Below are 24,960 nucleotides of genomic sequence, written 5' to 3'. Positions count from 1 at the left end.
TTCTAAAAGTCAATAAAAATTAAATTTTAGGAGGCTGCCAGATAGGATCGTAAACCTGGTAAGCAAAGTCGTTTTTGTGGAATAAGATCTTTTTTGAAAAGTAAGCAGGAATCTGCTCGGGAATTTCCAATAAAGGATCCATTTTAAATGCTGAAACTGTTATCTGGCAACAGCTGCAGGCACACAGCGGAGAACAGATATCTCCTTTTTCTGTGGAATGATTTTCCTCAATACTCAGAGAAATCATTTTATTCCCCGAATTCTGCGGATGAGACACATCAGCACATGGCATTAATGATAGCGCCATGAAATAAAATGCCAATATCCATCTTAAGAGATTCATGGGTACAAAGGTAGAGATTTTTTCTAAAGTTGAAACCTTTCTTAACCGGCTCATAAAAAGTATGATTTTTAGCTACAGTTTATTCGACACAATAAATTTGAGCTAAAAAAAATTCACGATATGAACAAATTTTACTACAAAAAAACAACAAAACAGAATATTTATTAAATAAAATACATTATTAAATTACTTATATTAAAATATATTAATTCACAAAATAAAAATCAAAATATTATATCTATTTTTATAAATTTGCAAATAAAACAATAACTCATCAATAGGTATTTACCAATTGTTGATAAAATTATTATTAAACACGACACCAATTGTCGCCTTGCAGTTATAGCTTTACAAAAAAATAAATTTTAATTATAATTATGAAAACACAATTATTTTCGATGGCCTTATTGGTTTCATCCCTGGCATTTTCACAACAGGCCCAAACATTTTCTGAAGTTACTGTACAGGCATATTCTCCAACTATATATTTAAAAAGAAGTGTAAACGATGGTGGCTTTATCAGAGGAATTCAGACTCAGTATCTTAATGGAGATAACGGATGGTTTTTTGGTGATCTTCATGGTTCTCAATGGGTCGTTTCCAAAGGAGATTATAATGACCGAAAGCTAGTAGTCAATGATAATGGAAATGTGGGAATCGGAACCGTAAGTCCTAACAGCAAACTACATATCGCCCAGGACAATATAAACAACCAAAATTTGTCTCTGGGCAAGTTTACATCTGTAGGACAAACCGGGGGTAGTGCTATAGTCAGTTTAGCATATAATAGTACTACGGCTAATCTGGAAGTAAATTCTACCTACTCAGGCAGTGGCTTCAGATATGGAACTTATGGTGACTTTAATATTGAAAATGAGATTACAACCCCGGATTTTGGAGCGATTAATTTTATTACAAACAAGAAAGTACAACTTGCCATTAAACCCAATGGAAATGCTTTATTACAGGGAAAATTTGAAGCCAAAGAAGTAAAAGTTACTCTAACTCCTACTGCCGATTTTGTATTTGATGAAAAATATGATCTTCCAAAATTAGAAGAAGTTGAAAAACATATCAAAGAAAAAAAGCACCTTCCTGAAATTGCGTCTGCTAAAGTAATGGAAAAAGAAGGTGTAAATGTAGGTGAATTCCAAATAAAATTATTGCAGAAAATTGAAGAGCTTACTCTTTATTCAATCGAGCAGAATAAACAAATAAAGCAACAGTCAGAACAGCTGAAACATCTTAAGGATGAAAATGAAGCTCTAAAAGCCCAATCTGCTAAAATTGAAAAACTGGAACAGCAGGTTCAGCAACTCTTATCAATACAAAAATAACCGCAAATGAAAAGAAAATTACTCTCACTATCATCCCTGATGATAGGATTCTTCGGCTTTTCCCAAACCGAAGTGTATTTCAAATATGATGAGGCCGGAAACCAGCGATACAGGGGAATCGACGCTGCTGGTAAACAAGCCGAAGAAATGGTTTCAAAAGAGTCAAAGGTAGCAGCTGTTACCAGACAAGCTCCTGTTATTGATGAAAAAACATTCCTGAAACAAATACGTCTGTACCCGGTTCCTGTTAATGACTATCTTACGATAGACTGGACAGAAGAAGTGGATGGCCTAATAGAATCCGTTTCATTGTATCAGCACAGTACAATTCACTGGAAATTCCAGCAACAGAATATCCCGGACTTAAACCGTCAGGTTAAAATCAATATGACTGGTTATGACTGGGGAGTGTATGTTTTGCGCTTTACGCTAAAAGATGGCAGAATTTTCAGTAAAAACATCACCAAACGATAAATAACCATGAAACCTTACGATAAGAAAATACAAGTATTTTCATCATTCATACTGTCATTATGGTCAGTAATGGGCTTTTCACAGACCATACTGTATCAGGCAGAAAGTACCTCAAGAACGGTTCAGGATCCGCAGTCGGTTGTATTAGCTCCGGGATTTTATGCTTCATCAAGTTCATCGAACCCTTTTGTAGCGAAAATTGGTCCTGCAACGGAAAACCCGGGTGGAGGACCCGTGGATTCAGGGGCAGGAGTAGGCAATCCATCGGGGACAACCGCTCCGACAGGACAAAGCTTCCATGATACCAAAGGTAACATAGAAGTTGCAGGAGGAGGTCAACTGCAATTTAGTTTACCCATTGCCTTACCTCCCGGAGTAAAAAGTGTAGCTCCGCAAATAGATCTTGTCTATTCCAGTGATTCCGGAAATGGAATTGCCGGTTATGGCTGGAATTTATCTGGTATAACTTCTATTTCCAGAACTGGAAAAAACATAGGAAAAGATGGAGAGGTAAAAAGTATCCAAATTGACTATTCTGACTATTACAGCTTCAATGGACAAAGGCTTATTTTGAAATCAGGAGAATACGGAAAAGATGGTGCAGAATATATCACCGAAAAGTATTCCAACATCAAAATCAAGTCCCTTGGAAATATGCCGAACTGGAAACAGCCTGAATATTGGGAGGTAACTTTCGAAGACGGCTCCCAAGCCTGGTATGGAGGAACGGCTCCCGGCTGGAACAATGCTACCAATCGCTTAGGATTTAGTATCGTAAAATGGAAAGATGCTCAAGGGAATGTTATCAATTATAGCTATGATCAGGAAAATAATGTCAATGTTATAAAATCTATCACCTGGGGCGGAAATGAAAATTTAGGAACACCTTCTTTTAATGAAATCATTTTCACTTATAACGATAGAAATATCTTTGAGGGAGCATACATCAATGGTCCTGGAACTTTGTTTACACAAACAAAAATTTTAAAGGATATTACAGTAAAAACAAACGGACAAGTCTTCAAAAAATATACGCCAGAATATATAACCGATTCGATAGGTTATCAGTACGTTAAAAAGATTACTGAATCTAATTCGACTGGCGAGTCGGCGAATCCCATTGTATTTAACTACCCTGCTCAAAACCCAACTTCTATAAGCGGTTGGAACATAGACAGTCAGGCTTTGTTTGATAAAATTAAATTTACCGGAGACTTTAATGGAGATTCTTATCTTGATTTTGTAATGACCGATGGAACTATTAAGTTGGGGGCTTTTAATGATGATTTTAATGTTATTCAGACTAATAAAATCTTCAATTCCAGTTCTGTTGTTGTTAACACATTCCTGGATGAAACAAAAAAAGTGGTTAATGGTAATGGGGTTGCAGAATATGAAGGTGGTAAAATTTCGGTATATACTTTTAGAAATAATACTTTTGTCAAGGTATTCGAAAAACAGGTTTCTCAAACACCATGTACAACTTGTTCAGCTGTACTAAATGAAGGAGATCTTAATGGTGACGGCATCTCTAATGTTTTTCTTACTTTATCTGGGTCGGGGCTTGTAGAAAATTACATTATAGATCTGAGCAACCAAAGGAATTCTGTTGCTACTTATACTTTGGATAATGGGATTAATGAAAGTTTATATACAGATCAAAAATATATAGATATTGATAGTGATGGAAAGGTAGATATCATTAATGTGTCCAACACTACATACACTGTATTTGAATTTGTAAAGACAGAACCCGATGTGTACTTAAAGAAGATTAAGTTTTCCGGAAATTTAGAAGAAACCAAAGGGAATGAGTTTCCTGTATTATTTGGGGATTTCAATGGAGATGGAAAGCTTGATTTTACCCTTCCTCTTACTGAAGGTAAAGTGGGTAAAGATGACTGGAAATTTTACATTGGAACGGGAAAAAGCTTTAATACAGCTTTTAAACCTGATTTCTTAATGTATAAAAATGAAAACACACAGAGTAATGGGGCTTGGTTAAAGTTTAGTAGAACCATGTATTCTATTTCCGATCTTAATGCTGATGGAAAATCAGATATTGTTCAGGTTCATTCCTATTCAAATCTTTTAAATTCAAATTCAAGAACCATGGGGGTTGTTGTGAATGGACTGATTTCAAAAGGATCTCCTATATTCGGAGCCATAGATTTTGAACCCCAGAATATTTATACCTTTCCTATCCCACCTCAGTTTACCATCGTTCAACCTTACGATGATCTTTCCATCTATCAGCCGATAACCAATGTGATAAGATCTAATAATAACTATTATAACGTTTTCTTATTCAGGAAAAATAATGTTCTTAAAATTAAGGCACCTACGGGGGTAGATGAATTCAAAAGAATACAGTCAATTACCCAAGGAGGAATCAGCACCTCTATTAAATACTTGGAAATTGTTCCTGATAATACGACAACTCCTACTTTCTATAAAAATCCAAAAAGTGAATTATATCCTTATTTTTCATTAAATAGGATCGACAGAGGGTATGCTGTATCACAACTTCAACAAGAAGGTAGAAAACAGGATTTCCGATACAGGGGCATGACTTTGCATATGCAAGGAAAAGGAATGATAGGATACTATCAAACCGCCCGTTCTTCATGGTATGCTGATGGATTGGAGAACACAAAGATATGGTCTGGAACAGAAATAGACCTTCAAAATGAAGGCGTTCCAACAAAAGAATGGAGCATTAGAACTAATGATGAATCGAAAGTTTTCCCGGCAGATATCTCAGAAAACAACAATGAGTTATTAAGCTTAAAATCAACCATTTACCAAAATGACTACCTGCTAAACGGTCAGATCGTAGATTATTATTCTCTCTCTATTGCGGACAGACCGAAAGTTATTACCGCTATTTTTCCAAAAAGCACCAAGATAAAAGATTTTTTAACGGGTACAGTAACAAATAACACAATATCCTATAATAATTATTATCTTCCGGTACAAACAGTATCAAATGTTAATAATGGGTATGCAGTAACTACTTCCACAGTTGATTACATACACAACCCGGCAGGAACAGGTTCTAATTATTATATTGGTCGCACAAAATCCAAAACCAATATATCACAGGCTTATGGTGATACGAAATCAGACAAAGAAGAGTATATCTATGAAAGCAACCTCTTAAAAAGCCTGAAAACATGGAATAGAGACAATACTGGATATTTACAGGAAACTTACAATTATGATGGATTTGGAAATATTACTCAAAAAGTAGTAAGTAATAGTATAGATTCTCAAACACAAACGATAGCCAGCGTTTATGATTCGAAAGGAAGATTTGTAGAAAAAAAGACTGATAATTTAGGATTAGAAACTAATATTGAATACAATGATTGGGGACAGATCAAAAAGCAAACTGATCCATTGGGTAATACACTTGTTAATACTTATGATGGCTGGGGGAAACTTTTAACTTCCAAAACCAATTTGGGAGGAACAACCACCTATCAATATAACAGGGATGATAGTTCCAATATAACAATTACTCAAAATGACCCGGATGGTGATGTATCGAAGAAATTTGACAATAAATTAGGACAGAATTATAAAATCTCTTCCAAAGCATTTGGACAAGGACAATTTATATCTAAAGAAATTCAGTATGATATTTTAGGAAGGAAAATCAAAGAATCCGAGCCTTATTTTGAAGGACAGACTCCGAATCAATGGAATGTTATCACTTATGATGATTCTGTATTTCCTACAAAAGTATCAGCTGTAGAATTTAATGGTAAACAAGTGGAAACTTCTGTTTCCGATTTAACAACAACGATAAAAGAGCTCAACGGCTATGGCAGAACTACGTCTAAAACTACTGATGCCTTAGGAAATATAGTCGCTACCACCGATAAAGGGGGAACAATCCAATTCTCGTATGATGCAGCCGGAGAACAGATCAAGGCTCAATATGCAGAAAATATTGTGACTACTAAATATGATTCTTGGGGGAGAAAATCAGAATTCAATGATCCTTCCAACGGATTATATAAATATGAGTATGATGCTTTTGGGCAACCGAAGAAAATCATCAGCCCGAAAGGAACTAAAGAATACATCTATAATAGTTTAGGACAATTAATTTCTCAAAAAGAAATTTCTACCGCGGATGGTGGGGAAGCAACCAATAAGTTGATTTCTTTCTCCTATGATAATAAAGGAAGAATTGTTTCAAAATCTGGAACTTCGAAAGGAAAAGCATACAGTTCCAATATCAGTTATGATCCACAGGGACGAGTATTATCATCCTCTGAAAGTAATAATGGAAAATACTTTATCCAGAACGGCATTACGTATAACGATAAAGCAAGAGTAATTTCTTATGAAAAACAATTGTATTCTTCCGGTATTTTAACTAAAGTTCAGATTGAAAATGTATACAGCACATGGAACGGTGAACTGTATCAGGTAAAAGATAAAAACTCTGGTAAAATCCTGTGGGAGCTAAAACAAGCCAATGCCAAAGGACAGGTGCTGAAAGCAAAATTAGGAGCAGCAGATATTAACAATATCTACGATGCCAATGGCTTCTTAACGAATGTCAATCATTCTTCCTCAGTAAAACCAAGTATTCTGCAACTATCCTATTCATTCGATGCAATCAGGAATGAACTCAAGAGCAGAACTACCGGAGGAGATTTTAACATTAATGAATCTTTTGATTATGATGATAATAATCGTTTGGTGAACTGGACGAATCCTGTAACCGGAATCAAGCCAACAGCCAATAGAAATGTTTACGACATCAAAGGAAGAATTACCCAAAACGATCAGGTAGGTACGATCAAGTTTGAAAATTCTGCTAAGATTTACCAAGCTACAGGAATGACATTAAATGCTGCCGGAGAACAGAATTATAATAATGATCTTATCCAAAGTATTGTGTATAATGAAAACAACGATCCTGTATTCATAGACGGAATGAAAGGAGATGTAGCCTTCCAGTATGGCTTAACAAGTATGAGACAAAAGGTTACCTATGGAGGCAATTTTAGTACAGATGGAGAAGGCAAGTTCACCAAATATTACAGTGAAGATGGTAGCTATGAAGTTGTAAAAGATAATACGACAGGGAAAGAAAAACATATCATTTATATTGGCGGAACCCCGTATGAATCTAATATTGTATATTTAAAGAACTTTACGGAGAGCAGCGGTTCTTACAAATTTTTGCATAAAGATTATATCGGAAGTATTTTAGCCATCAGTGATGAAGCTGGAAATAAGCTGGAACAAAGGCATTTTGATGCATGGGGTAATTTCACCCATCTACAAATAGGAAACGGAGCGATTATCACCGATAAAAATATAATTGATAATACTTCATTATTATTGGAAAGAGGTTATACCAGTCACGAGCATTTTGCAGAAGTAGGAATCATCCACATGAACGGTAGATTGTATGATCCTTTATTAAGGAGATTCTTAAATGCAGATGAGAACATCCAAGACCCTACAAATACGCAGAATTATAATAAATATGGCTATGTACTGAACAATCCACTGATGTATAATGACCCTAGTGGGGAATTTGCCATTGTTGCCTTGATAGCGGTAATGGCCAAAGCGGCCTTCGCTGCAATTGCAATAACCGCTGCTACCTATACTACCATAGCATTAATAAAAGGAAATTGGACGGTTAGCGGATTTTTTAGGTCTATTTCTTCAGCAGCGATTACCGGAATGGTAAGCGGAGCACTGTCTTTTGGGATAGGAACACTGTTTCAGGTCGCCAGTATTGCCAATTCTTTAGGAACTACAGGCGTTACGCTGGCAAGAGCAGGATTACACGCCGTAAGCATGGGCGTCCTATCTTCTGTTACAGGTGGCAGTTTTTGGAGCGGAGCTGCTAGTGGCGCTTTCGCAAGTTTAAGCGGTGATTTGCTAAAAGGTATTAAAAGCGGCTTTTTTGCAAGTGATACGGGCAAAATTTTAACGGGTATGACCTCTGGAGGTGTAGGAAGTGTGTTAGCAGGAGGAAACTTCTGGGAGGGTGCTATGAGCGGATTTTTTGTTATGGCTTTTAATCATTTAGAACATAAAATAGATAACCGGTTCGATACAGAAAAAAATAAGAAAGCAAATTATAAGATTCCAAGAAAAACCGTAAATGCTTCAGACGGTGACGGGGTTATGGATAAAATAGGAAAGGCATTAGGTGGTTTAGGAATATCAACCAACACCAAATTAGCGATCATGCAATTAGTAAAAGGAGATCTTACCGCTTTTGGAGGCTATTTGAAGGGGTTGGCTAGGTTTGGGCAAGGAATTGCTGTTTTAGGTGCAGGAGTAGCACTTTATCAATATTCGATTAATCCTACTACGGCAAATCTTCTTAATTTTGTAATAAGCACAGCTTCAATTATCTTTTCACCGGCTGCTAGTTTAGCTTTAGGTTTTTTAGATGCAACAGGAGCTAGTGGCAAGGTTTATAACTATGTGGGTAATATAATTGATAATCAAGTAGGCTATTCTGTAGGAAAAGCATTCTTTAACAACTTTCAATATACCTATAAGCATATCCAGACACAACTGGCAAAACCATAATCTATGAAAACACTTACTTATTTATTTTGGAGCTTGAAAAAATATTATGAAAAAGTTTGGTTAACAAAGGGACAGTACAATTGGACGATATTAGTTTTTAGTCTCCCCTATAATATTCCTATAATGTTTTTTTCGGGAGCCTTTGTTCAGGTATTTATTAACCCTTATTTAGAAATGGAGATATTGCGAATAATTATATTTTTATTATTTACTTTATCAATTTTCTTTTTATTAGCGCAGCCTCTGAAGTTAATTTTCCCAAGGAAAAAGATAGAAAGCTTATCTTATACAAAAGAGGAGGTAAAAAAATATCGATTAAATATTTTATACTTTTTCCTGGGTCTCATGCTCTTAATTGCTTTATTAGTAATCTATAAAAAGTATGTTAGCTAATCGAGAACAAAGGTAGTGTGAACTATTGTATTCGGAGCTATTTACGGAAGTGTAAGCTTTCCCAAAAACAGGAAACTACATGGGATTTATATCTTTAATTATAGGATTAGTCATAATATAATCACTGTAAAATTTGATAGAAAATTATATGATCCTGACGAATCAATGTATCAGAATATTAATAAAATTGACGTTTGGGTATTTCTGTTTTTTACGTGGTAAACCGTTGCTCTTTTAGCGACGGTTTTTTAGCAAAAAAACCACCGCAAAAGCAGTGGCTTAAAAAAATCAATCTAATTATGGACTATATCTTATAAATTCGGGTTATTCTCAAATTCCCTCTGAGGAATACTGAATAAGTAATAATTACTGTTTGGAGTAAATGCAGATTTATCCGGAAAATCCAAAACAGAATGCCCTTTACCGTCTACTGTTTTCACTGTTCCATCTGGTGTAGTTATCTGAACTTTTATCGGTTTACCATCAGCATCTACGAATGGTTTTCTTACTACTGTTCCCTGCGTTCTGATAATATCTGAAAGGGAAAACCCTTCTCCGAATAATTCTTTTCTTCTTTCAATCAGAACGGCATCTACTACTGCATTCTGTGTTAATGAACCATTATAAATATTAGCATTTCTGGCAGATTTCAACTGATTCAATACTGCTACCGCTTGAGAAACATCTCCGTTTCTGGCTTCAGCTTCAGCTTCGATCAGATACATTTCAGCGGCTCTCATATAAACAATGTCTGCAATAAGGGTGGGTTTAAATTTAAACTTGGCATACCTCAGCAAACCTTCTCTTCCTTTCTGCCCGTCCCATGAAAATAATTGATATCTGATGTCATTGGTATCAAAAAGGTCTTTAAAATAAGGATCCGCCATAAAGCTGTAATAGTAACTTCCCGATGAAGATACATCCAGATAATGGAAGGCATAACTTTCATCAGACTGTTCCTGGGTCTGCCCATGCCCCCAGATCCACTCTGCATTGTTGATGTCATTAAAGCCATCTTTATACTTTTCAGGAGCCATTAGAGAGAAACCTTCCCTTGCGATTTTCGCTGATGCTGAAGCCTTACTCCACTCACCGGTATTCAGATAAGTTCTTGCTAAAAGTCCGTTCACTACAGAACGGTTGATCTTATCTTTATTATTTCTTGTATAATTTTTCAACAGGTTATCAGCATCGGTAAGATCACTTTTAATCAAAGTATAGATTTCTTCAAGACTTGCCCTCTTCTTCCCTACCGTACTGGTTGTAGAAGGTTCAGTATAAATGGGAGCTGTCAGCGCTGATTTGTCTTTCAGATAGCTGAATTGGTAAAAGCTTGCCAGATTCAGATAACAAAAAGCACGTAATGCTTTTGCCTGTCCTTTCACCTGATTTTTTTTCTCCTGGCTCCCTTCTGTCCCATCAATTCTTGTAATCACATTATTCATATTGTTGATGGCGGAATACAGCATAGTCCAGATAAACAACGGGCGGCTAGCCGTACTATTCACCATTTCTGTAAAGGCATAAGTAGATGCAAAACCGTATTTATTGGTCAGTACCGCTACATCACTTCCCATGGCATCACTTGCTCTTAAAACAGTGGAATACCCGATATTGGCATAGGTTGTCCCGTCATTATTAAATTTTGCCCAGGTACCGTTCACTACTGTTTCAGCACTTTCAGCGGTTTTAAAAACTTCCACACTATTGGCCTGATCCGTTGGCGCAGTATCCAGCTCGCTTTCGCAGCTTGTCAACGACAAAAATCCGATAAAAGCAAATGATATATATTTTAATTGTTTCATTGTTTCAATTTTAAAAGTTAAAGCGTTGCCTGAAGACCAAAATTGATCGTTCTCATGGCAGGATATCTGTAATACGTTGTTCCGTCCAAAGCCTGCTCGGGATCCATTCCCTTATGTTTATAGAAGGTCAGAAGGTTTTCTGCCTGGACATAAATTCTGAACTTTTTAAGTCCGATTTTCTCAAAATAAGATTCAGGAAGCGTATATCCCAAACTTACATTTTTAAGCCTTGCGTAGGTACCGGAATATAGGAATCTTGAAGAGGTTGACGTCCAGTTATTCGTTGTGGTACTCAGTCCAGGAACATCTGTATAAGGATTTTCCGGAGTCCATCTGTTTAACATTTCTGCGCTCCATGCGCGTCCTCCGGCACTTCCGTTATGCATGATAGAAGTATAGTCGGTATCTAAAATTTTCCCTCCGATTTTGAAGGTCAGTAATCCTGAAAAATCAAAATTCTTATAAGTGATACTGGTGCTGATTCCTCCAGTCAGTTTAGGCAATGCAGAACCTTGCAGCAATTTTGTAGCTTTTGAATATTCCGAAGTAGTTCCTTCCACTGAATTTCCACTGGCATCGGTAGAAACTGTTTTCCACAATGGCTTTCCATTGCTCGGATCTACCCCTACCCATTCCGGAATAAAGAAATCATATACAGAACCTCCTACTGTCAGTAACTTAGTTCCTACGACCAGAGAACCACCAGGCAACTTGGTTACTTTATTATTTAAAGTACTCAGGTTTACATCCACATTCCATTGGAAATCATCAGTCTTAATCGGAGTTGTAAATAATGAAAATTCAAATCCTGTATTCTGAATCGTTCCGATATTGGCAGGGTAATCACTGATTCCCAATGATGGAGCAACCGGCATATTAAACAGAAGGTCCTGGCTTTTTCTTTTGAAGTATTCGATATTTCCTTTAATCCTGTTATTAAGAACAGCGAACTCCAATCCTACATTTAAATTAAGGTTGGTTTCCCACTTCACATTATTGGTAGATGTTTTTTCAAGCGTGGTTCCCGGTTCTCCCCCAAGACTGATAAATCGGTACAACTCCTGATATGCATAATAAAGAGGCTGTCCGTTGGGACGAAGTAATTTATCATTTCCCTGACCTCCATAACTGGCTCGCAATGTTAATTGATTGAAGACATTTAAACTTTTAATAAATTCTTCATTGGATATCTTCCATGAACCTCCTACTGACCAGAATCTTCCCCATCTGTTATCTTTTTCAAATCTTGAAGAGCTGTCTGCTCTTCCTGATGCGGATAAGAAATAGGTGTTGTTATAATCATATTCTACTTTTCCCAGGAAGCTTAATAAGCTTAATTTATTACTGTTTCCACTGAAGCTCCCTAATAGAGAAGCCGCATCCGGCTCATAATAGTATGGCAGAGAAAACTGGCTTCTTGTTCCGGAAATTGTCTGATAATCATATTTATAGAATTCGTGTCCTGCTAAAGCATTGATGTGATGCTTTCCGAACTTTTTATCATACGTCAGTATATTGCTGGTGGTATAAGAAAGCGTTCTGGTATTGGTTTTCGTCACCGAACCTCCGATTTCAGCACCCTGTCCCAGTAATGGATTTGAATAATAATGCCCGTTATAATTCACCAAATCAACAGAAAAGCTGGTCTTGAATTTCAACTCCGGTAAGAAAATGAACTCCATGAATCCTTTTCCTGAAAAGTTATCTTCTTTATTTTCGTTTTTGTCTAATGGAAGGGTTGCTGCCGCATTTTGATTCTGAAGCGCATTCGTAGGTCTGTATTTTCCAAAATCATAAACCGGGTTTCCATCAGCATCCAAAATGTAAGTTCCATCAGCATTCCTCTCATAATAAGGGTAGAATGAAGGGATGAATCTTGCCGCATTGATGATATTACTGGCCTTGGAATCCGAAGAAGTAGGTGCCTGCTGAACACTGTTTGTGTAATTTAGGTTTACCCCAACATTCAGCCATTTTTTTACTTCAGAATTGATTTTTAATCGGGTATTGTATCTTTTATAGCCTGATTCAATCGCCATTCCTTTATCATCAAGATAGCCCAGGGAAAAGAAATAATTGCTTTTCTCACTTCCTCCACTGATATCAAGATCTACCTGATTTCTTGAAGCTACTCTTTGTAAAATATCTCTCCAGTCGTCATTCCAAAGTGGTGAGGCACCCGGTAATAGCTTTCCATCTGCTCCTACCGGTTTTGGATAAGCGGTCCCATAAGGATTGATTCCAAGGGTAGAAACAAGGTTATCCGTTGCCATCTGGGCAGCCTGCTGAGAAGAAACTTTTCCGGACTGATATCCGTTTCTCAATGCTTCCCAATAGAGTTGAAAATACTGATCCGTATTTACCTGTTCATAATCTTTGACAGCTCTTCCTGAGAATCCCTGACTGATATTGAAATTGACTTTAGCTTCTCCTTTTTTACCTGATTTTGTAGTAATGATGATAATTCCGTTTGCTCCTCTTGAACCATACAAGGCACTTGCTGTAGCATCTTTCAAGACACTGATAGATTCAATATCGCTTGGGCTGATAGAGTTCAGGTTTCCGTCAAAAGGAATTCCGTCCACCACATATAAAGGGTCGCTGGAAGCACTGATGGAGCCAATCCCTCTGATCCGGATGGTAGAAACCGCGCCGGGCTGTCCTGATGCACTTGTTGTTTGGATCCCCGCAACCTGCCCTTCTAATGCTTTGGTAATATTGGTGACAGGCCTGTTATTGATCTTATCGCTGGAAATGGTTGCTACTGAACCTGTATAGCTGTTTCTTTTTGCCTTTCCATAGGCTACCACCACTACTTCATCAATTTCTTTTTCATGGAGGCTGTCTTTGTTCGGCCTGGAATTCTGCGCGCTTACACTGGCCACTCCCAGAAAAAATACAGCAACCGGAGGTATCCAGGTTTTAGAATTGAATAAATTTTTGCTAATCATAATCAATTTTATTTATCATATATTAAAAATTTACCCTTTGCAGAAAAGTCAGCAAAGGGCATCGATAAATACGATAAACCAAATGCTTATTTTTCCTTAAAAGGCTGAATGTAACACCTTGCCGCACGGGTAGGTTGTTAAGACTTCACAGGGTCAGTTCCCTCCGTCTTTCTTTATAAGCCGATCGAAATATGGTTGCAAAGCTAAAAACTTTTAGTCTACAAAACAAGTAGACTTATAGATTTTTCATGATAAATTTTAAAAAATTAACATAAAATTTTAATAAAATCCATTATAATAAGGAGTTGCAACCGTTGCTATATTCTCATACATGATAAATATCATTATTAATAATTCAAAGTCATATAAATTCAACCTGAGGTTAATTTGTGTGTGATTAATTGAAAAAAGTTTTTAATTTTATAGGATGAAAGTTTTGATTATAAACGGGCCAAATCTCAATCTTTTAGGAACCAGAGAACCGGAAATCTATGGAAATGTTTCTATGGAAAACTATTTGGAAATTTTAAGGTCCGAGTTTCGGTCTCATGAATTAAAATATTACCAGTCGAATATCGAGGGAGAACTTATCAACAGGCTTCAGGAAGATGATTTTGATGCTGTAGTGATTAATCCGGGAGCTTTCACCCATTATTCTTATGCTATTGCAGATTGTTTGAAAAATATCCGCAAACCAAAAGTAGAGGTTCACATCAGTAATATTTACAAAAGAGAGGAATTCAGACAGAAGTCTGTAACGGCAACAAATGCGGATGCGGTTTTATCTGGCTTTGGAATGGATGGATATAGATTGGCTTTATTAAGCTTGAAATAATTTTTTCAACCACAGATTACCCAGATTTTCACAGATAATTATGGATAGTAGGAAAGGTAGGAGGTAATATTTACTGCTATTAAATTGCGAGAAATAAAATAAGAAAGCCTCATCGTTGATGAGGCTTTCTTGTATGTTGATTGATAACTATCAGATAGTTTGTTCCTGTAACTGAGGTCCTGAAGCTATTAACTTCTTCCCTTCTTCTGTATCACAGTACTGTTCAAAGTTCTTAATATATCTTGAAGCAAGATCTTTTGCTTTTTCTTCCCATTCTGAAGCATTTTCATAGGTATCTCTAGGATCTAAAATACCTGTAGAAACGTTTGGCAATTCAGTAGGAATTTCAAGGTTCATGATAGGAACCTGAGTTTTAGGGGCATTTTCGATTGAACCATCAATAATAGCATCAATGATGGCTCTGGTATCTTTCAGAGAAATTCTCTTTCCTGTACCATTCCAACCTGTATTTACCAGATAGGCTTTAGCACCGTGCTCCTGCATTTTACCGATCAATGTTTTAGAATACATGGTTGGGTGTAATGTAAGGAATGCTTCACCAAATGCCGGAGAGAAAGATGGCTGAGGTTCTGTAATTCCTCTTTCAGTTCCTGCTAATTTCGAAGTATACCCGCAAAGGAAGTGGTATTGAGCCTGGTCTTCATTCAGGATAGAAACCGGAGGAAGTACCCCAAATGCATCTGCAGAAAGATATACAATCTTCTTAGCATGACCTGCTTTAGAAGGCAATACAATTTTGTTGATATGATAGATTGGATAAGAAACTCTTGTATTTTCTGTGATAGATCCGTCAGTATAATCTGCTACTCCATTGTTCACAACAACGTTTTCAAGAAGTGCATCTCTTTTGATTGCTCTGAAAATATCCGGTTCTTTTTCTTCTGATAAGTCAATTACTTTAGCGTAGCACCCACCTTCATAGTTGAATACTCCGTTGTTATCCCATCCGTGCTCATCATCACCGATAAGGTATCTTTTAGGATCTGCTGATAAAGTAGTTTTACCTGTTCCTGAAAGACCAAAGAATAAAGCAACATCCCCTTTTTCTCCTACGTTTGCAGAACAGTGCATGGAAGCCATTCCTTTTAATGGAAGGTAGTAGTTCATCATGGCAAACATCCCTTTCTTCATTTCTCCTCCATACCATGTACCTCCGATGATCTGTAGTTTTTCAGTAAGGTTGAACATGATGAAGTTCTCAGAATTTAACCCTTGTGCTTCCCAGTTCGGGTTGATAGTTTTTGATCCGTTGATGACTGTGAAATCCGGCTCACCAAAGTTTTCCAGTTCGTAGTGAGAAGGACGAATAAACATGTTTGTTACGAAATGCGCCTGCCATGCTACTTCAACGATAAATCTTACTTTAAGTCTTGTATCTGCATTCGTTCCACAGAAAGCATCTACCACATAAATCTTCTTAGCTTCAGAAAGCTGGTTCATCACTAGTTCTTTACAAGAGCTGAAAATTTCTGATGTGGTAGGTAAATTTACTTTACCATCCCAAAAAATTGTATCTCTTGTAACATCATCCTGAACAATATATCTGTCTTTAGGTGAACGACCTGTGAAAATTCCTGTTTTTACTGACACTGCGCCAGATTCTGTAAGTTCAGCTTTCTCAAATCCCTGATTTTCAGGAGAAACTTCAGCCTGATATAATTCTTCATAAGAAGGATTATACACTACTTCATAGTTTCCTTTAATCCCCAATTTTTCTAAATCCTGGATGATTTTAGTGTTTTTCATTTTACTTATATTTTCTATTTCTTTATTGACTTCAACAAAAATAATATTAATTATTTGTTAAAGATGGTTTAAATATACTGATATAAGTCAGAATGACAAATAAAAAAAAGGAATTGTAAATTACTGATTATAAATTAATTATATTTTCCCATTCAAAAACGGTTGTAAAACCTTTCTCCCAAAAATAGTCTTTAAAGCCCCCAAATTTGGCACTCATTACAAAATCTCCGCCCCATGCACCCAAACTTTTGACAAATGAGGGGCAATCTGAGAATAATTTTTCTTTAACTGTGGAAATTTCAAGAAAATCAGCGATTTTTCGCTCATGAATTATCATTAATTCGGAAAAATTTTCCAATTCACCGCATAACATTATTTTCTTTGTGATATCTGAAAATTCATTAACCAGTTCCGGAGACTTCTTTTTTGATTTATAAAAACTGATTCCTTCTCTGCTGTCCTGCTTCTGATTTAAATGAATAAAAATAAGTTCATTTTTAAAAGAAGGACTGAAGTTTACTTTCTCATATTTTATCTCAGGCTTACTTTGGAAAAGGACTGCAGATTTTTCCTTCGCTACTGCGATATCATATCCGCTTCCTCCCAGGCTGACCGTATTCAGATGGAAAGGGTCAATTTCTGCCCATTCTGCAAGATTGGTCATGAGAGTGGAACTGCTTCCTAAACCATAATCCGCAGGGAACTGCAGATTGGTCTTTAAATAGTAAGTAGAATTACTTTTGAATTTAGTTTTGGAAAGCTGCTGAACATTCTTTAATGTTTTGGCAATAAATTCAGCGCTTGATGGAATATTGGCTTCAAGGATCTGCCAGGTTTTATAATCAATGACAGCTTTCAGCCATAATGTGTTCTGATGATAGGCTTCCCAGAAAATCAGGGAGTTTTCGTCATCTTTTTCTTCAAAGAAAAACTCTTGTCCCAGCCTGGTAGGTACCGCTAAGACAAGAGCTCCATCGATTGCGAAATATTCTGAAGTAAGCATAAGCTTGCCCGGTGAAAATATCGCGTTCATATTTTTTTGTTTAGATGGCAGAAGCAGCTTCTACTGATCCGTCAATTTTTTTGATCAATCCCTGAAGGGTTTTTCCCGGTCCTACTTCTACGAAGTTAGAGGCACCATCTTTAATCATATTCTGAACAGACTGTGTCCATTTTACAGGACCGGTAAGCTGAGCGATCAGGTTTTGTTTGATCTCATCAGGATTCGTTACCGCTGTTGTTGTGATATTCTGATATACAGGAATCGTTGCTTTTCTGAATTTTGTTTTTTCGATAGCTGCTGCCAGTCTTTCCTGTGCAGGCTGCATCAGTGGTGAGTGGAAAGCTCCGTTTACCGGTAACAGCAATGCTCTTTTGGCGCCTGCTTCTTTCAGTTTTGCGCAAGCTTCTTCTACTGCCGGTGTTTCTCCTGAGATTACCAATTGCCCCGGGCAGTTATAGTTTGCCGGAACAACAATTCCGCTGATCTGTGCGCAGATTTCTTCAACCTTAGCATCGTCTAATCCTAAGATAGCCGCCATAGAACTTGGATTGGCATCACAAGCTTCCTGCATAGCCTTCGCTCTTTCAGAAACTAATTTTAAACCGTCATCAAAGGATAAAACCCCGTTGGCAACCAAAGCTGAAAACTCTCCTAAAGAGTGTCCTGCTACCATTTCAGCACCCAGGCCATTTACGGCTTTTAATGCTGCTACTGAATGTATAAATATTGAAGGCTGGGTAACCTCTGTTTTCTTAAGATCCGCATCCGTCCCGTTGAACATAATGAAAAGAATATCGAAACCTAAAATTTCATTGGCAGATTCCATCAGATCTTTAATATCTTTTCTAGAATCATACAATTCTTTTCCCATTCCTACGAACTGAGAACCCTGCCCTGGAAATACAAGTGCTTTCATGTATTGAATTAAATATTATGCAAATATAACTATAATGTTAACAATATTCCTTTAAAGAGCTATAAATCATTTAAGGTACTAACCTGATTACTCTATAACCGGTATTTACATAAGCACCGTTAGCTTTAGACTTCACAAACTCAAATTTTGTAGCAAGCTGAGTCTGAACTTTATTCATCTGTTTAAAGATTTCTCCTTTTTTATTTTCTCTGGTTAGCATGTCGTTGACAACATCAAAACCTACAATAGCATATTTTGGCGGAGTTTTACAGTATTTGGCTTTATAGGCTGCCAGAATTTCTTTTTCAAAATTTCCGTCAGTGTTGATCTTCCTATCCATCAGATAAACCAGACTTGCCTGGCTCAATTCATCCACTTTCTTTTCAAAAACCGGAGAATAGAACATACTGAATGCTTTCACACCCTGCACTTCTTTAGAAATAGCAGCAATTTTGTTGGCAAAGGCATCGCCTGCGGCATTATCATCATTGGCTAAAATAGCAATAACCGGTGCAGACTGCCCTGTCATCATATTCTGGTCCAGCTGAATATCTGCCGGAGAATTAACAATAATGATATTAGGATTTTTTACAGCCTTTTCAAGACCTGCTTTGATATAGTTGGCATTTTCTTTCTTAGCATCTGCCACTATATATATTTTCTGGTCTGAATACACCCCTTTTACTTCTTCTACAATCTTATCAGCATACGTCTGATTGTTGGTTTCAACAATAATAAGGTTACTGTAATTATATAGTTCCGGAGTGTTTGCAAATGGTGCTACAACCGGGATTTTCTGATTTTTTGTAAAATCAAGAACATCAATTACATTTGATTTGAAGAAAGGGCCGATAATAAGATCTGTATTATCCGGATTAATCTGTGTTAAAGAATTTTTAAATGAAGCCTCATTTCCTGAGTCTACCACTTTAATATCCAGCTTTTGTCCTCCTCTTGCATTTCTTTCAATAGCCAGTTTAGCGCCTGTCAGAAAGTCAAGTGCCATTGTCCTATACTGGGTTTCATTGGTGCTGTACCCGAAAGGCAGCATTAGGATAACACTCAGTGCATCACCGTTTTTCTTTATATAAGCTGCATCCTGCTTTTTGATCTTTAGAACCATTCCGGTTTTCAACCCATGTGAAAGATCAGGGTTCAGAGCAATAAGCTCATCAATGGAAACCCCGAATTTGTTAACGATGGAGAAAACCGTATCTCCCTGCTGAACTGTATAGGTAACATAATCGTCACCTGCAACAATATTGGAAGAGGGCGTTGATTTTTCGTTCCCGGAATCCATTTTTGCTTTCGGATTCGCGGGTTCAGAAACGGTATCAACGTTCGTATTGGTATTGGATGTTTTTATTTTAATAGTCTCACCAGGTTTAAGCCCCTTTTCTTCCAATCCCGGATTTAAAGCAAATAGCTCCTGCTGGCTGATTCCAAATTGTTTCGTAATTCTGTAATAATTATCTTTAGACTGAATCACATAAGATTCTCCTTCTACAGCAGGGGTAACCGTTGTAGGGGTAATCGTTGTGATTGTTTTTTCTACAGGAGGTTCAGCCTGTTTTTCTCCTGTTACAGCCTGCTGAGTTCCACCGTATTTTTTAATGCTGGCAAGAGGCAATGTGATTTCATCTCCGATTTTCATGTGAGAATCCAGTTCAGGATTCAGCTTTCTCAAATCGGTTTCAGAAATTCTGTATTGTTTTGTGATGCCGTAGATTGTTTGCTTTGGCTGTAAAACGATTTTTCCCAGGGAAGAAGCACTTGTGGTTGAAGTTACTTTTTCTGCCGGAGTTGTTTTTGTTACAGCTTGAGTGGCTGTTTTTTCTGATTTTATAGTTAAAACATCTCCGATCGCCAGTTTGCCGTCTTTATGCTTTGGGTTTAGCTTCAGCAATTCATCTACAGTCATTCCATACTTTTTTGCAATGTTGTAAGGATTATCACCTTGCACAACCGTATGTGATTTCTGGGCTGAAACTCCCAAAACCATACATAAACTGGATAGAATAAAAAACCTCTTTATCATATTCGATAATTATAATTTACAAAAATACTTCTTTAAAATTAAATGGCAACAATTATTAATTTGGAATCTTGAACCACCATTTCTTCCAAACAATTTTCAAGCCACGAATAGCCATAATCTGAAAAGAATACACTAAAGTTATAGACTCTCTCCTGCCATGTTTTAGCAGGATGAACATCTAAAAACAGATTTTCAAGTCTTTCCAGCAACTCATTCTGTTTTATTTTTTCGGCATGAAGCAAGCGCTTTTTCATTCTTTTGAATGACTTCAGCTGTCGTACCTCCTCAGCCTTTACCATATTTCCGAATGATTTTTCTGTATTTTCTGCCGAAGCTCTCAGTGCAGAGAAATTGCTGATCAGTAATTTTTCTTTCTCTTCGAGTAATTGTAAAATAGGATTATTTTTTAAAATTTTCTTATTGGTAAGTATCGTGAAATTCTGGAAAAAATCTTCTATCTTAAGATCCAGCTTCTCAATTTTCCCTACTGTTTTTTCTTTCAGGAAAAGCATAGAATTTCTTGGAATCAGGATAGGGAAAGGAATATTAATTTTTGAGTAATAATCTTTCAGTTCCAGCCAGTACATGATTTCGGCATTCCCTCCGATATAAGCCAGATTAGGAAGTACATTTTCCTGATATACCGGGCGCATTAAAGCATTCGGACTGAATCTTTCAGGGCAATTTTCCAATTCATTCAGAATTTCTTCTTCTGTAAACTGAATTTCTTTATCTACAATGATATATTTCTGTCCGTTAAATTCAATTCTGTCTCTGGTTTCGGAAAGATAGAAAAGGTTAATTTCACGAGGATTTACCTGAACCTTCCCATATTTCTCTGTAAGAAAATCTACTTTATTTTCAGATGTCTTTTGTAAGCTGAAGTTCAGAAGTTCATCTTTGAAAATCTCCTTCATCTGATTTTTAAGCGCTTTAGAATCTCCATCTAAAATTAAAAGTCCGAATTCTGAAAAAAGACGGTTAACAAGAATCTTAATAGCTTTTGTTAAAGTATTTCCCACTTTATAAGCTTCCTTCATCATTAGGATCAGCTCTGTCCCGAAAATAGAATCTTTGAATTCTTTTTCAAATTCAGAAATAAAATAAGTATCACTGATCTCAATTCTTCCTACGGGGCCACCGGATTTCTCGTTGGTTTCATAGTAATTATTTTCGGTCTTAAGATGATTGATCTCTGCAAAATCATGATCCTCGGAAGCCATCCAATATACCGGAACGAAATTAAAATCGGGAAAATTTTCTTTCAGATAGGTACATGTCTTTATCGTCTGAAGAATTTTATACACAAAAAACACCGGCCCTGAAAACAGATTTAGCTGATGTCCTGTTGTAATGGTGAAAGTGTTTGGCAGTTTAAGATTCTCAAGGTTTTCTTTCTGCTTTGAAGAAAGAGTGAGTCCGGAAAGCTGGTCTTCAAAAACATCAGATAAAATATCTCTCTTTTCTGATGAGAACGAGTCTTTTTTAAGATGAATCTGCTGTCTGAAATGATCTAAGGAAAATGTATTATTTTCAAAACCCTCAATTTTCTGATTTAAAAAATCTTTTACCAGCTGAGGGATGCTTTCTATATCGTTAAATGATATTTTATTAATTGTTTTCAACCTGTATCGTTTTTAGTTGAACAAATACCACACAATCCCGATGTTCAGTCTGAAATCATATACCGGATAATGTGGAAATGCGTATGCTTTGTTATTGGAAATAACAGTTCCTATCTGCTGGCCTTCTATGAAAAAGAACATTTTCTTTACTTTCATATTGATATAGATATCGGCGATAGGCTGTCCTCCAATGGAAAATGAATCCGCTCTCGGAAGAATATATTCATTAAGAACAGGGAAATATTCTCTTGAAGCAAATTTAGAGAAATAATAGACTTTAACACCTGCCTGAATCTCTGCTGCTTTTTTAAAAGCCTGGGTCTGGTAGAAGAAATTGGCTCTCCCGATAAAGCCCGGCATCGGAAGCAGTTCTTTATTCGTTAAGGTATTCTGGAAATGCAGTCTTGTATTCAGATGGAATTTATTGAAGCTGAATGTGGCATCTCCTCCAATTTGTGATATATTCACTGAATTGTCACTTTGCTTCGGACTTCCGCTGCTGTCAAAATAAGTATAGTTATCGATTCTGAAGTAATTGGCAAAAATTTCTGTTTTAAACCACTTCAGATTAATGCTTCCTCCTATTTCCATTACGGATTGGTTCTTCGCATTCTCAAGATAATAATTGAAGTTATTATATACAGAAGTATTCAATAAATAATTGAATGACGGGTATGCACTTTGGAAATTCACTTTAGCATTAACAAAATAGTCTTTGACGGGTTCAAATTTCAGGTTATTGGTTGTTTTCAGGTAACTTTTAAACTGACTTCCGTTTGAAAATTCCAGGAATGAATTCAATTGAATTTTATCCCAGAGCTTTACCTGCAGGTTTCCTACAGCACCAATTCTGTTTTCTTTTAATTCACCCGGAAAAGGCACTCCATTAAGGGCAACAACATCTCTGATTCCAAATTTTATCATCTGATAACGTACACCGGCATCCAGTTTGAACTTTTCATTATTAAAAATCAGGCTTACGGTATTGCTTAAATTTTCAGAATATTTTTTTGTAGTTAGCGGAAAGCCATCAACTAATTCAGTAGGCTCATCATACCAATAAGGCTCCAAAGCAGTTTGATTATAATAATATTTGTTCCCCTGATGAGAAATAATATGTCTGATACTGAAAGGAAATTTTCCGGAATTGAAGGGAGTAAACTGATGGCTCAGATAATATCTTCTGTAAGAAAACTGTGAGCTTGAAGAGGCCAGATTTACCTGAGCATTTTGTCTGTTGCTATAATTGCTGTCCCCGCTCTGAAACAGATTATCTTCCGTAATACCACCATTTTCCTGATTGTTTACATTCTGATGAAGATAATGTGCAAACAGCTCATAGTTCCCACTTTTTGAAACGTAGTGTCCTGAGAATATGGTATTATTATTGGCCGCTAATGAGTTTCTGTAAAGCCCCTGAGAACGAAGTCCCATATATTCAAGAGCGAAATTGAATCTTTTCCCGATATTCTGGGTATAGGTAGATCTTAGAGCGGCACCGTTACGCATGGCATTGTGATAAATAAATGATGCGGTAGGTGTTTTTACGTCATAATATTTCACGTCATTTGCCCCAATGATCATATAAGATTTATTGGATGGCAGTAAGGAAAGATTTTGCTCATCATTCACTTCAAATACCAGCGGATTGAACCCTGAGCCAATATTGGCAGGCTGTACTCTCCCAAAGTTATCTTTATTATTTTGTTGTGAAAAGATATAGGTTTTATCAAAAGTCATTACGGTATCAAAGACTTTCTTTTCAGAAAACTGAGTCTGATACAGGTAATCATTAATAGTAGGCTTGAAAATTTTCAGGGAATCTTTCTTCCCGGAATCGATCACCAATGTGTCTTCTTTTTTGGTTTGAGGCTTAGCATCAGCTTTATTAACAACCTGAGCATTGGCTACAAAACTTAAAGACAAGAGTATGAAAAGGATGTACTTCATTATTCATTATTGTACAGCAAAAATAAGAAATAAAAGGACATAAAAAACCCCACAAAATGTGGGGTTAATTTTATATATCAATATTTGATATTTACTTACTGACCTGTAAATTCTTCATCATAATCTCCAAAGCTTCCTAGTGAAGCACCAGTAGCAGGATTTTTAACAAAGAAGTTAACACGAAGTTTCAATACTCTTGTACATGCATTGAATGATGATTTAGTTCCATCAGCAGCATCTTTAATGTAGTTAACACCACCATTAGAGTTAGAACCAAGGCTCTGCTCAGGCGTCGTAACAGCATAAGTATCAGGATTGTACTTCAAAATCATATCAGCACCATTATCCATAAAGCCAATCACTTTAAATGTACCAACACCAGCTGTAACTCCTAAATCCTGAATAGTATAAACTGCAGTAGGATCTTCTTTCCATGAAGATACATTGTTTTTGAATTGTCCATTTCCAACAAATGCAGAAGACGGACAAGCTTTAGTATACGTCAAAGTGTAAGTCTGATCAAAAGATGTATTAGGAATTGATGAAGATTGTAGTTTAAATACAATTACTTTAGGTGCAACTGTAGCTCCTCCTTCAAGAAGTTTTACTTGAAATTTACCATCTGCCTTACCTGCATCAACTGTTACAGTAGGATTTACAATTTGGAAATCTGTACCTTCTACAGCTGTTGAAACAGTTTTATCTACAACAAGTTTTACTTGTGCTGATGAAGACAATGTCTGAATAGTTCCAAAGTCAATATCAACTGTAGTAGAACCTGTTCCCATTTTCACAACCGCTTCGCTTCTTACTCCTTTATTGAAATGTAAATATGGATCGCCATCATAAGTCTGAGCTTCGTCCTTACAACTGTTGAAAAAGAAAACGAAGGAGGCCAATATTAGGAATGCAAATTTTTTCATAGATTTTATATTATTATA

The 24,960-nt window shown here is 36.5% G+C and carries 14 protein-coding genes and 1 riboswitch; of the genes, 4 read left to right on the top strand and 10 right to left on the bottom strand.

The window, feature by feature from the left end; all coding sequences use genetic code 11:
* Positions 1 to 19: 19 nt before the first annotated feature.
* The gene (locus ACP3T3_RS16520; protein WP_426476910.1) at positions 20 to 397 is read right to left on the bottom strand and encodes a DUF6660 family protein; all 378 of its coding nucleotides are present in this window, start codon (positions 395 to 397) and stop codon (positions 20 to 22) included.
* A 323-nt stretch (positions 398 to 720) separates the two neighbouring features.
* Between ACP3T3_RS16520 and ACP3T3_RS16515 the strand changes: the two genes are divergently transcribed.
* The 3 genes from ACP3T3_RS16515 to ACP3T3_RS16505 are packed head-to-tail and all read left to right on the top strand — an operon-like array spanning position 721 to position 8,736.
* Positions 721 to 1,680 (top strand): hypothetical protein, encoded by a 960-nt coding sequence (locus ACP3T3_RS16515; RefSeq protein ID WP_426476909.1) that lies wholly within the window; start codon positions 721 to 723, stop codon positions 1,678 to 1,680.
* Positions 1,681 to 1,686: 6 nt separating this feature from the next.
* The gene (locus tag ACP3T3_RS16510) at positions 1,687 to 2,154 is read left to right on the top strand and encodes a hypothetical protein (protein ID WP_426476908.1); all 468 of its coding nucleotides are present in this window, start codon (positions 1,687 to 1,689) and stop codon (positions 2,152 to 2,154) included.
* A 6-nt stretch (positions 2,155 to 2,160) separates the two neighbouring features.
* Positions 2,161 to 8,736, top strand: a complete 6,576-nt coding sequence (locus tag ACP3T3_RS16505; protein WP_426476907.1) for an RHS repeat-associated core domain-containing protein — start codon at positions 2,161 to 2,163, stop codon at positions 8,734 to 8,736.
* Positions 8,737 to 9,440: 704 nt separating this feature from the next.
* On the opposite strand, the gene ACP3T3_RS16500 is transcribed toward ACP3T3_RS16505, so the two are convergent.
* The gene (locus ACP3T3_RS16500) at positions 9,441 to 10,934 is read right to left on the bottom strand and encodes a RagB/SusD family nutrient uptake outer membrane protein (RefSeq protein WP_426476906.1); all 1,494 of its coding nucleotides are present in this window, start codon (positions 10,932 to 10,934) and stop codon (positions 9,441 to 9,443) included.
* A 17-nt stretch (positions 10,935 to 10,951) separates the two neighbouring features.
* Positions 10,952 to 13,885, bottom strand: a complete 2,934-nt coding sequence (locus ACP3T3_RS16495; protein ID WP_426476905.1) for a SusC/RagA family TonB-linked outer membrane protein — start codon at positions 13,883 to 13,885, stop codon at positions 10,952 to 10,954.
* Positions 13,886 to 13,968: 83 nt separating this feature from the next.
* Positions 13,969 to 14,067: riboswitch (SAM riboswitch) on the bottom strand.
* A 245-nt stretch (positions 14,068 to 14,312) separates the two neighbouring features.
* On the opposite strand from ACP3T3_RS16495, the gene ACP3T3_RS16490 reads away from it, so the two are divergent.
* Positions 14,313 to 14,720, top strand: coding sequence for a type II 3-dehydroquinate dehydratase (locus ACP3T3_RS16490; protein ID WP_426476904.1), 408 nt, complete (start codon positions 14,313 to 14,315; stop codon positions 14,718 to 14,720).
* 150 nt (positions 14,721 to 14,870) lie between these two features.
* Here the strand turns inward: ACP3T3_RS16490 and pckA are convergent, their stop codons facing one another.
* The 7 genes from pckA to ACP3T3_RS16455 all read right to left on the bottom strand — a co-directional run bounded on the left by pckA (position 14,871) and on the right by ACP3T3_RS16455 (position 24,942).
* Positions 14,871 to 16,487: a phosphoenolpyruvate carboxykinase (ATP) gene (gene pckA / locus ACP3T3_RS16485; protein ID WP_426476903.1), complete on the bottom strand. Its 1,617-nt coding sequence runs from the start codon at positions 16,485 to 16,487 to the stop codon at positions 14,871 to 14,873.
* 127 nt (positions 16,488 to 16,614) lie between these two features.
* Complete coding sequence (locus tag ACP3T3_RS16480) at positions 16,615 to 17,520, bottom strand: GYDIA family GHMP kinase (RefSeq protein WP_426476902.1); 906 nt, start codon at positions 17,518 to 17,520, stop codon at positions 16,615 to 16,617.
* A gap of 10 nt (positions 17,521 to 17,530) precedes the next feature.
* Positions 17,531 to 18,406: an ACP S-malonyltransferase gene (fabD, locus tag ACP3T3_RS16475; RefSeq protein WP_426476901.1), complete on the bottom strand. Its 876-nt coding sequence runs from the start codon at positions 18,404 to 18,406 to the stop codon at positions 17,531 to 17,533.
* Positions 18,407 to 18,476: 70 nt separating this feature from the next.
* A complete protein-coding gene (locus tag ACP3T3_RS16470) occupies positions 18,477 to 20,444 on the bottom strand; it encodes a LysM peptidoglycan-binding domain-containing protein (RefSeq protein ID WP_426476900.1) in 1,968 nt (655 codons plus the stop codon).
* Positions 20,445 to 20,482: 38 nt separating this feature from the next.
* Entirely contained in the window at positions 20,483 to 22,069 is a 1,587-nt protein-coding gene (gene bshC / locus ACP3T3_RS16465; RefSeq protein ID WP_426476899.1) for a bacillithiol biosynthesis cysteine-adding enzyme BshC, read from the bottom strand.
* A 12-nt stretch (positions 22,070 to 22,081) separates the two neighbouring features.
* Positions 22,082 to 24,019, bottom strand: a complete 1,938-nt coding sequence (locus tag ACP3T3_RS16460; protein WP_426476898.1) for a putative porin — start codon at positions 24,017 to 24,019, stop codon at positions 22,082 to 22,084.
* 95 nt (positions 24,020 to 24,114) lie between these two features.
* Positions 24,115 to 24,942, bottom strand: a complete 828-nt coding sequence (locus ACP3T3_RS16455; RefSeq protein WP_426476897.1) for a hypothetical protein — start codon at positions 24,940 to 24,942, stop codon at positions 24,115 to 24,117.
* Positions 24,943 to 24,960: the final 18 nt, after the last annotated feature.

The organism is Chryseobacterium sp. CBSDS_008, assembly GCF_049959325.1.
Lineage (GTDB): Bacteria > Bacteroidota > Bacteroidia > Flavobacteriales > Weeksellaceae > Chryseobacterium.
This window is presented reverse-complemented; position numbering and strand designations above follow the sequence as displayed.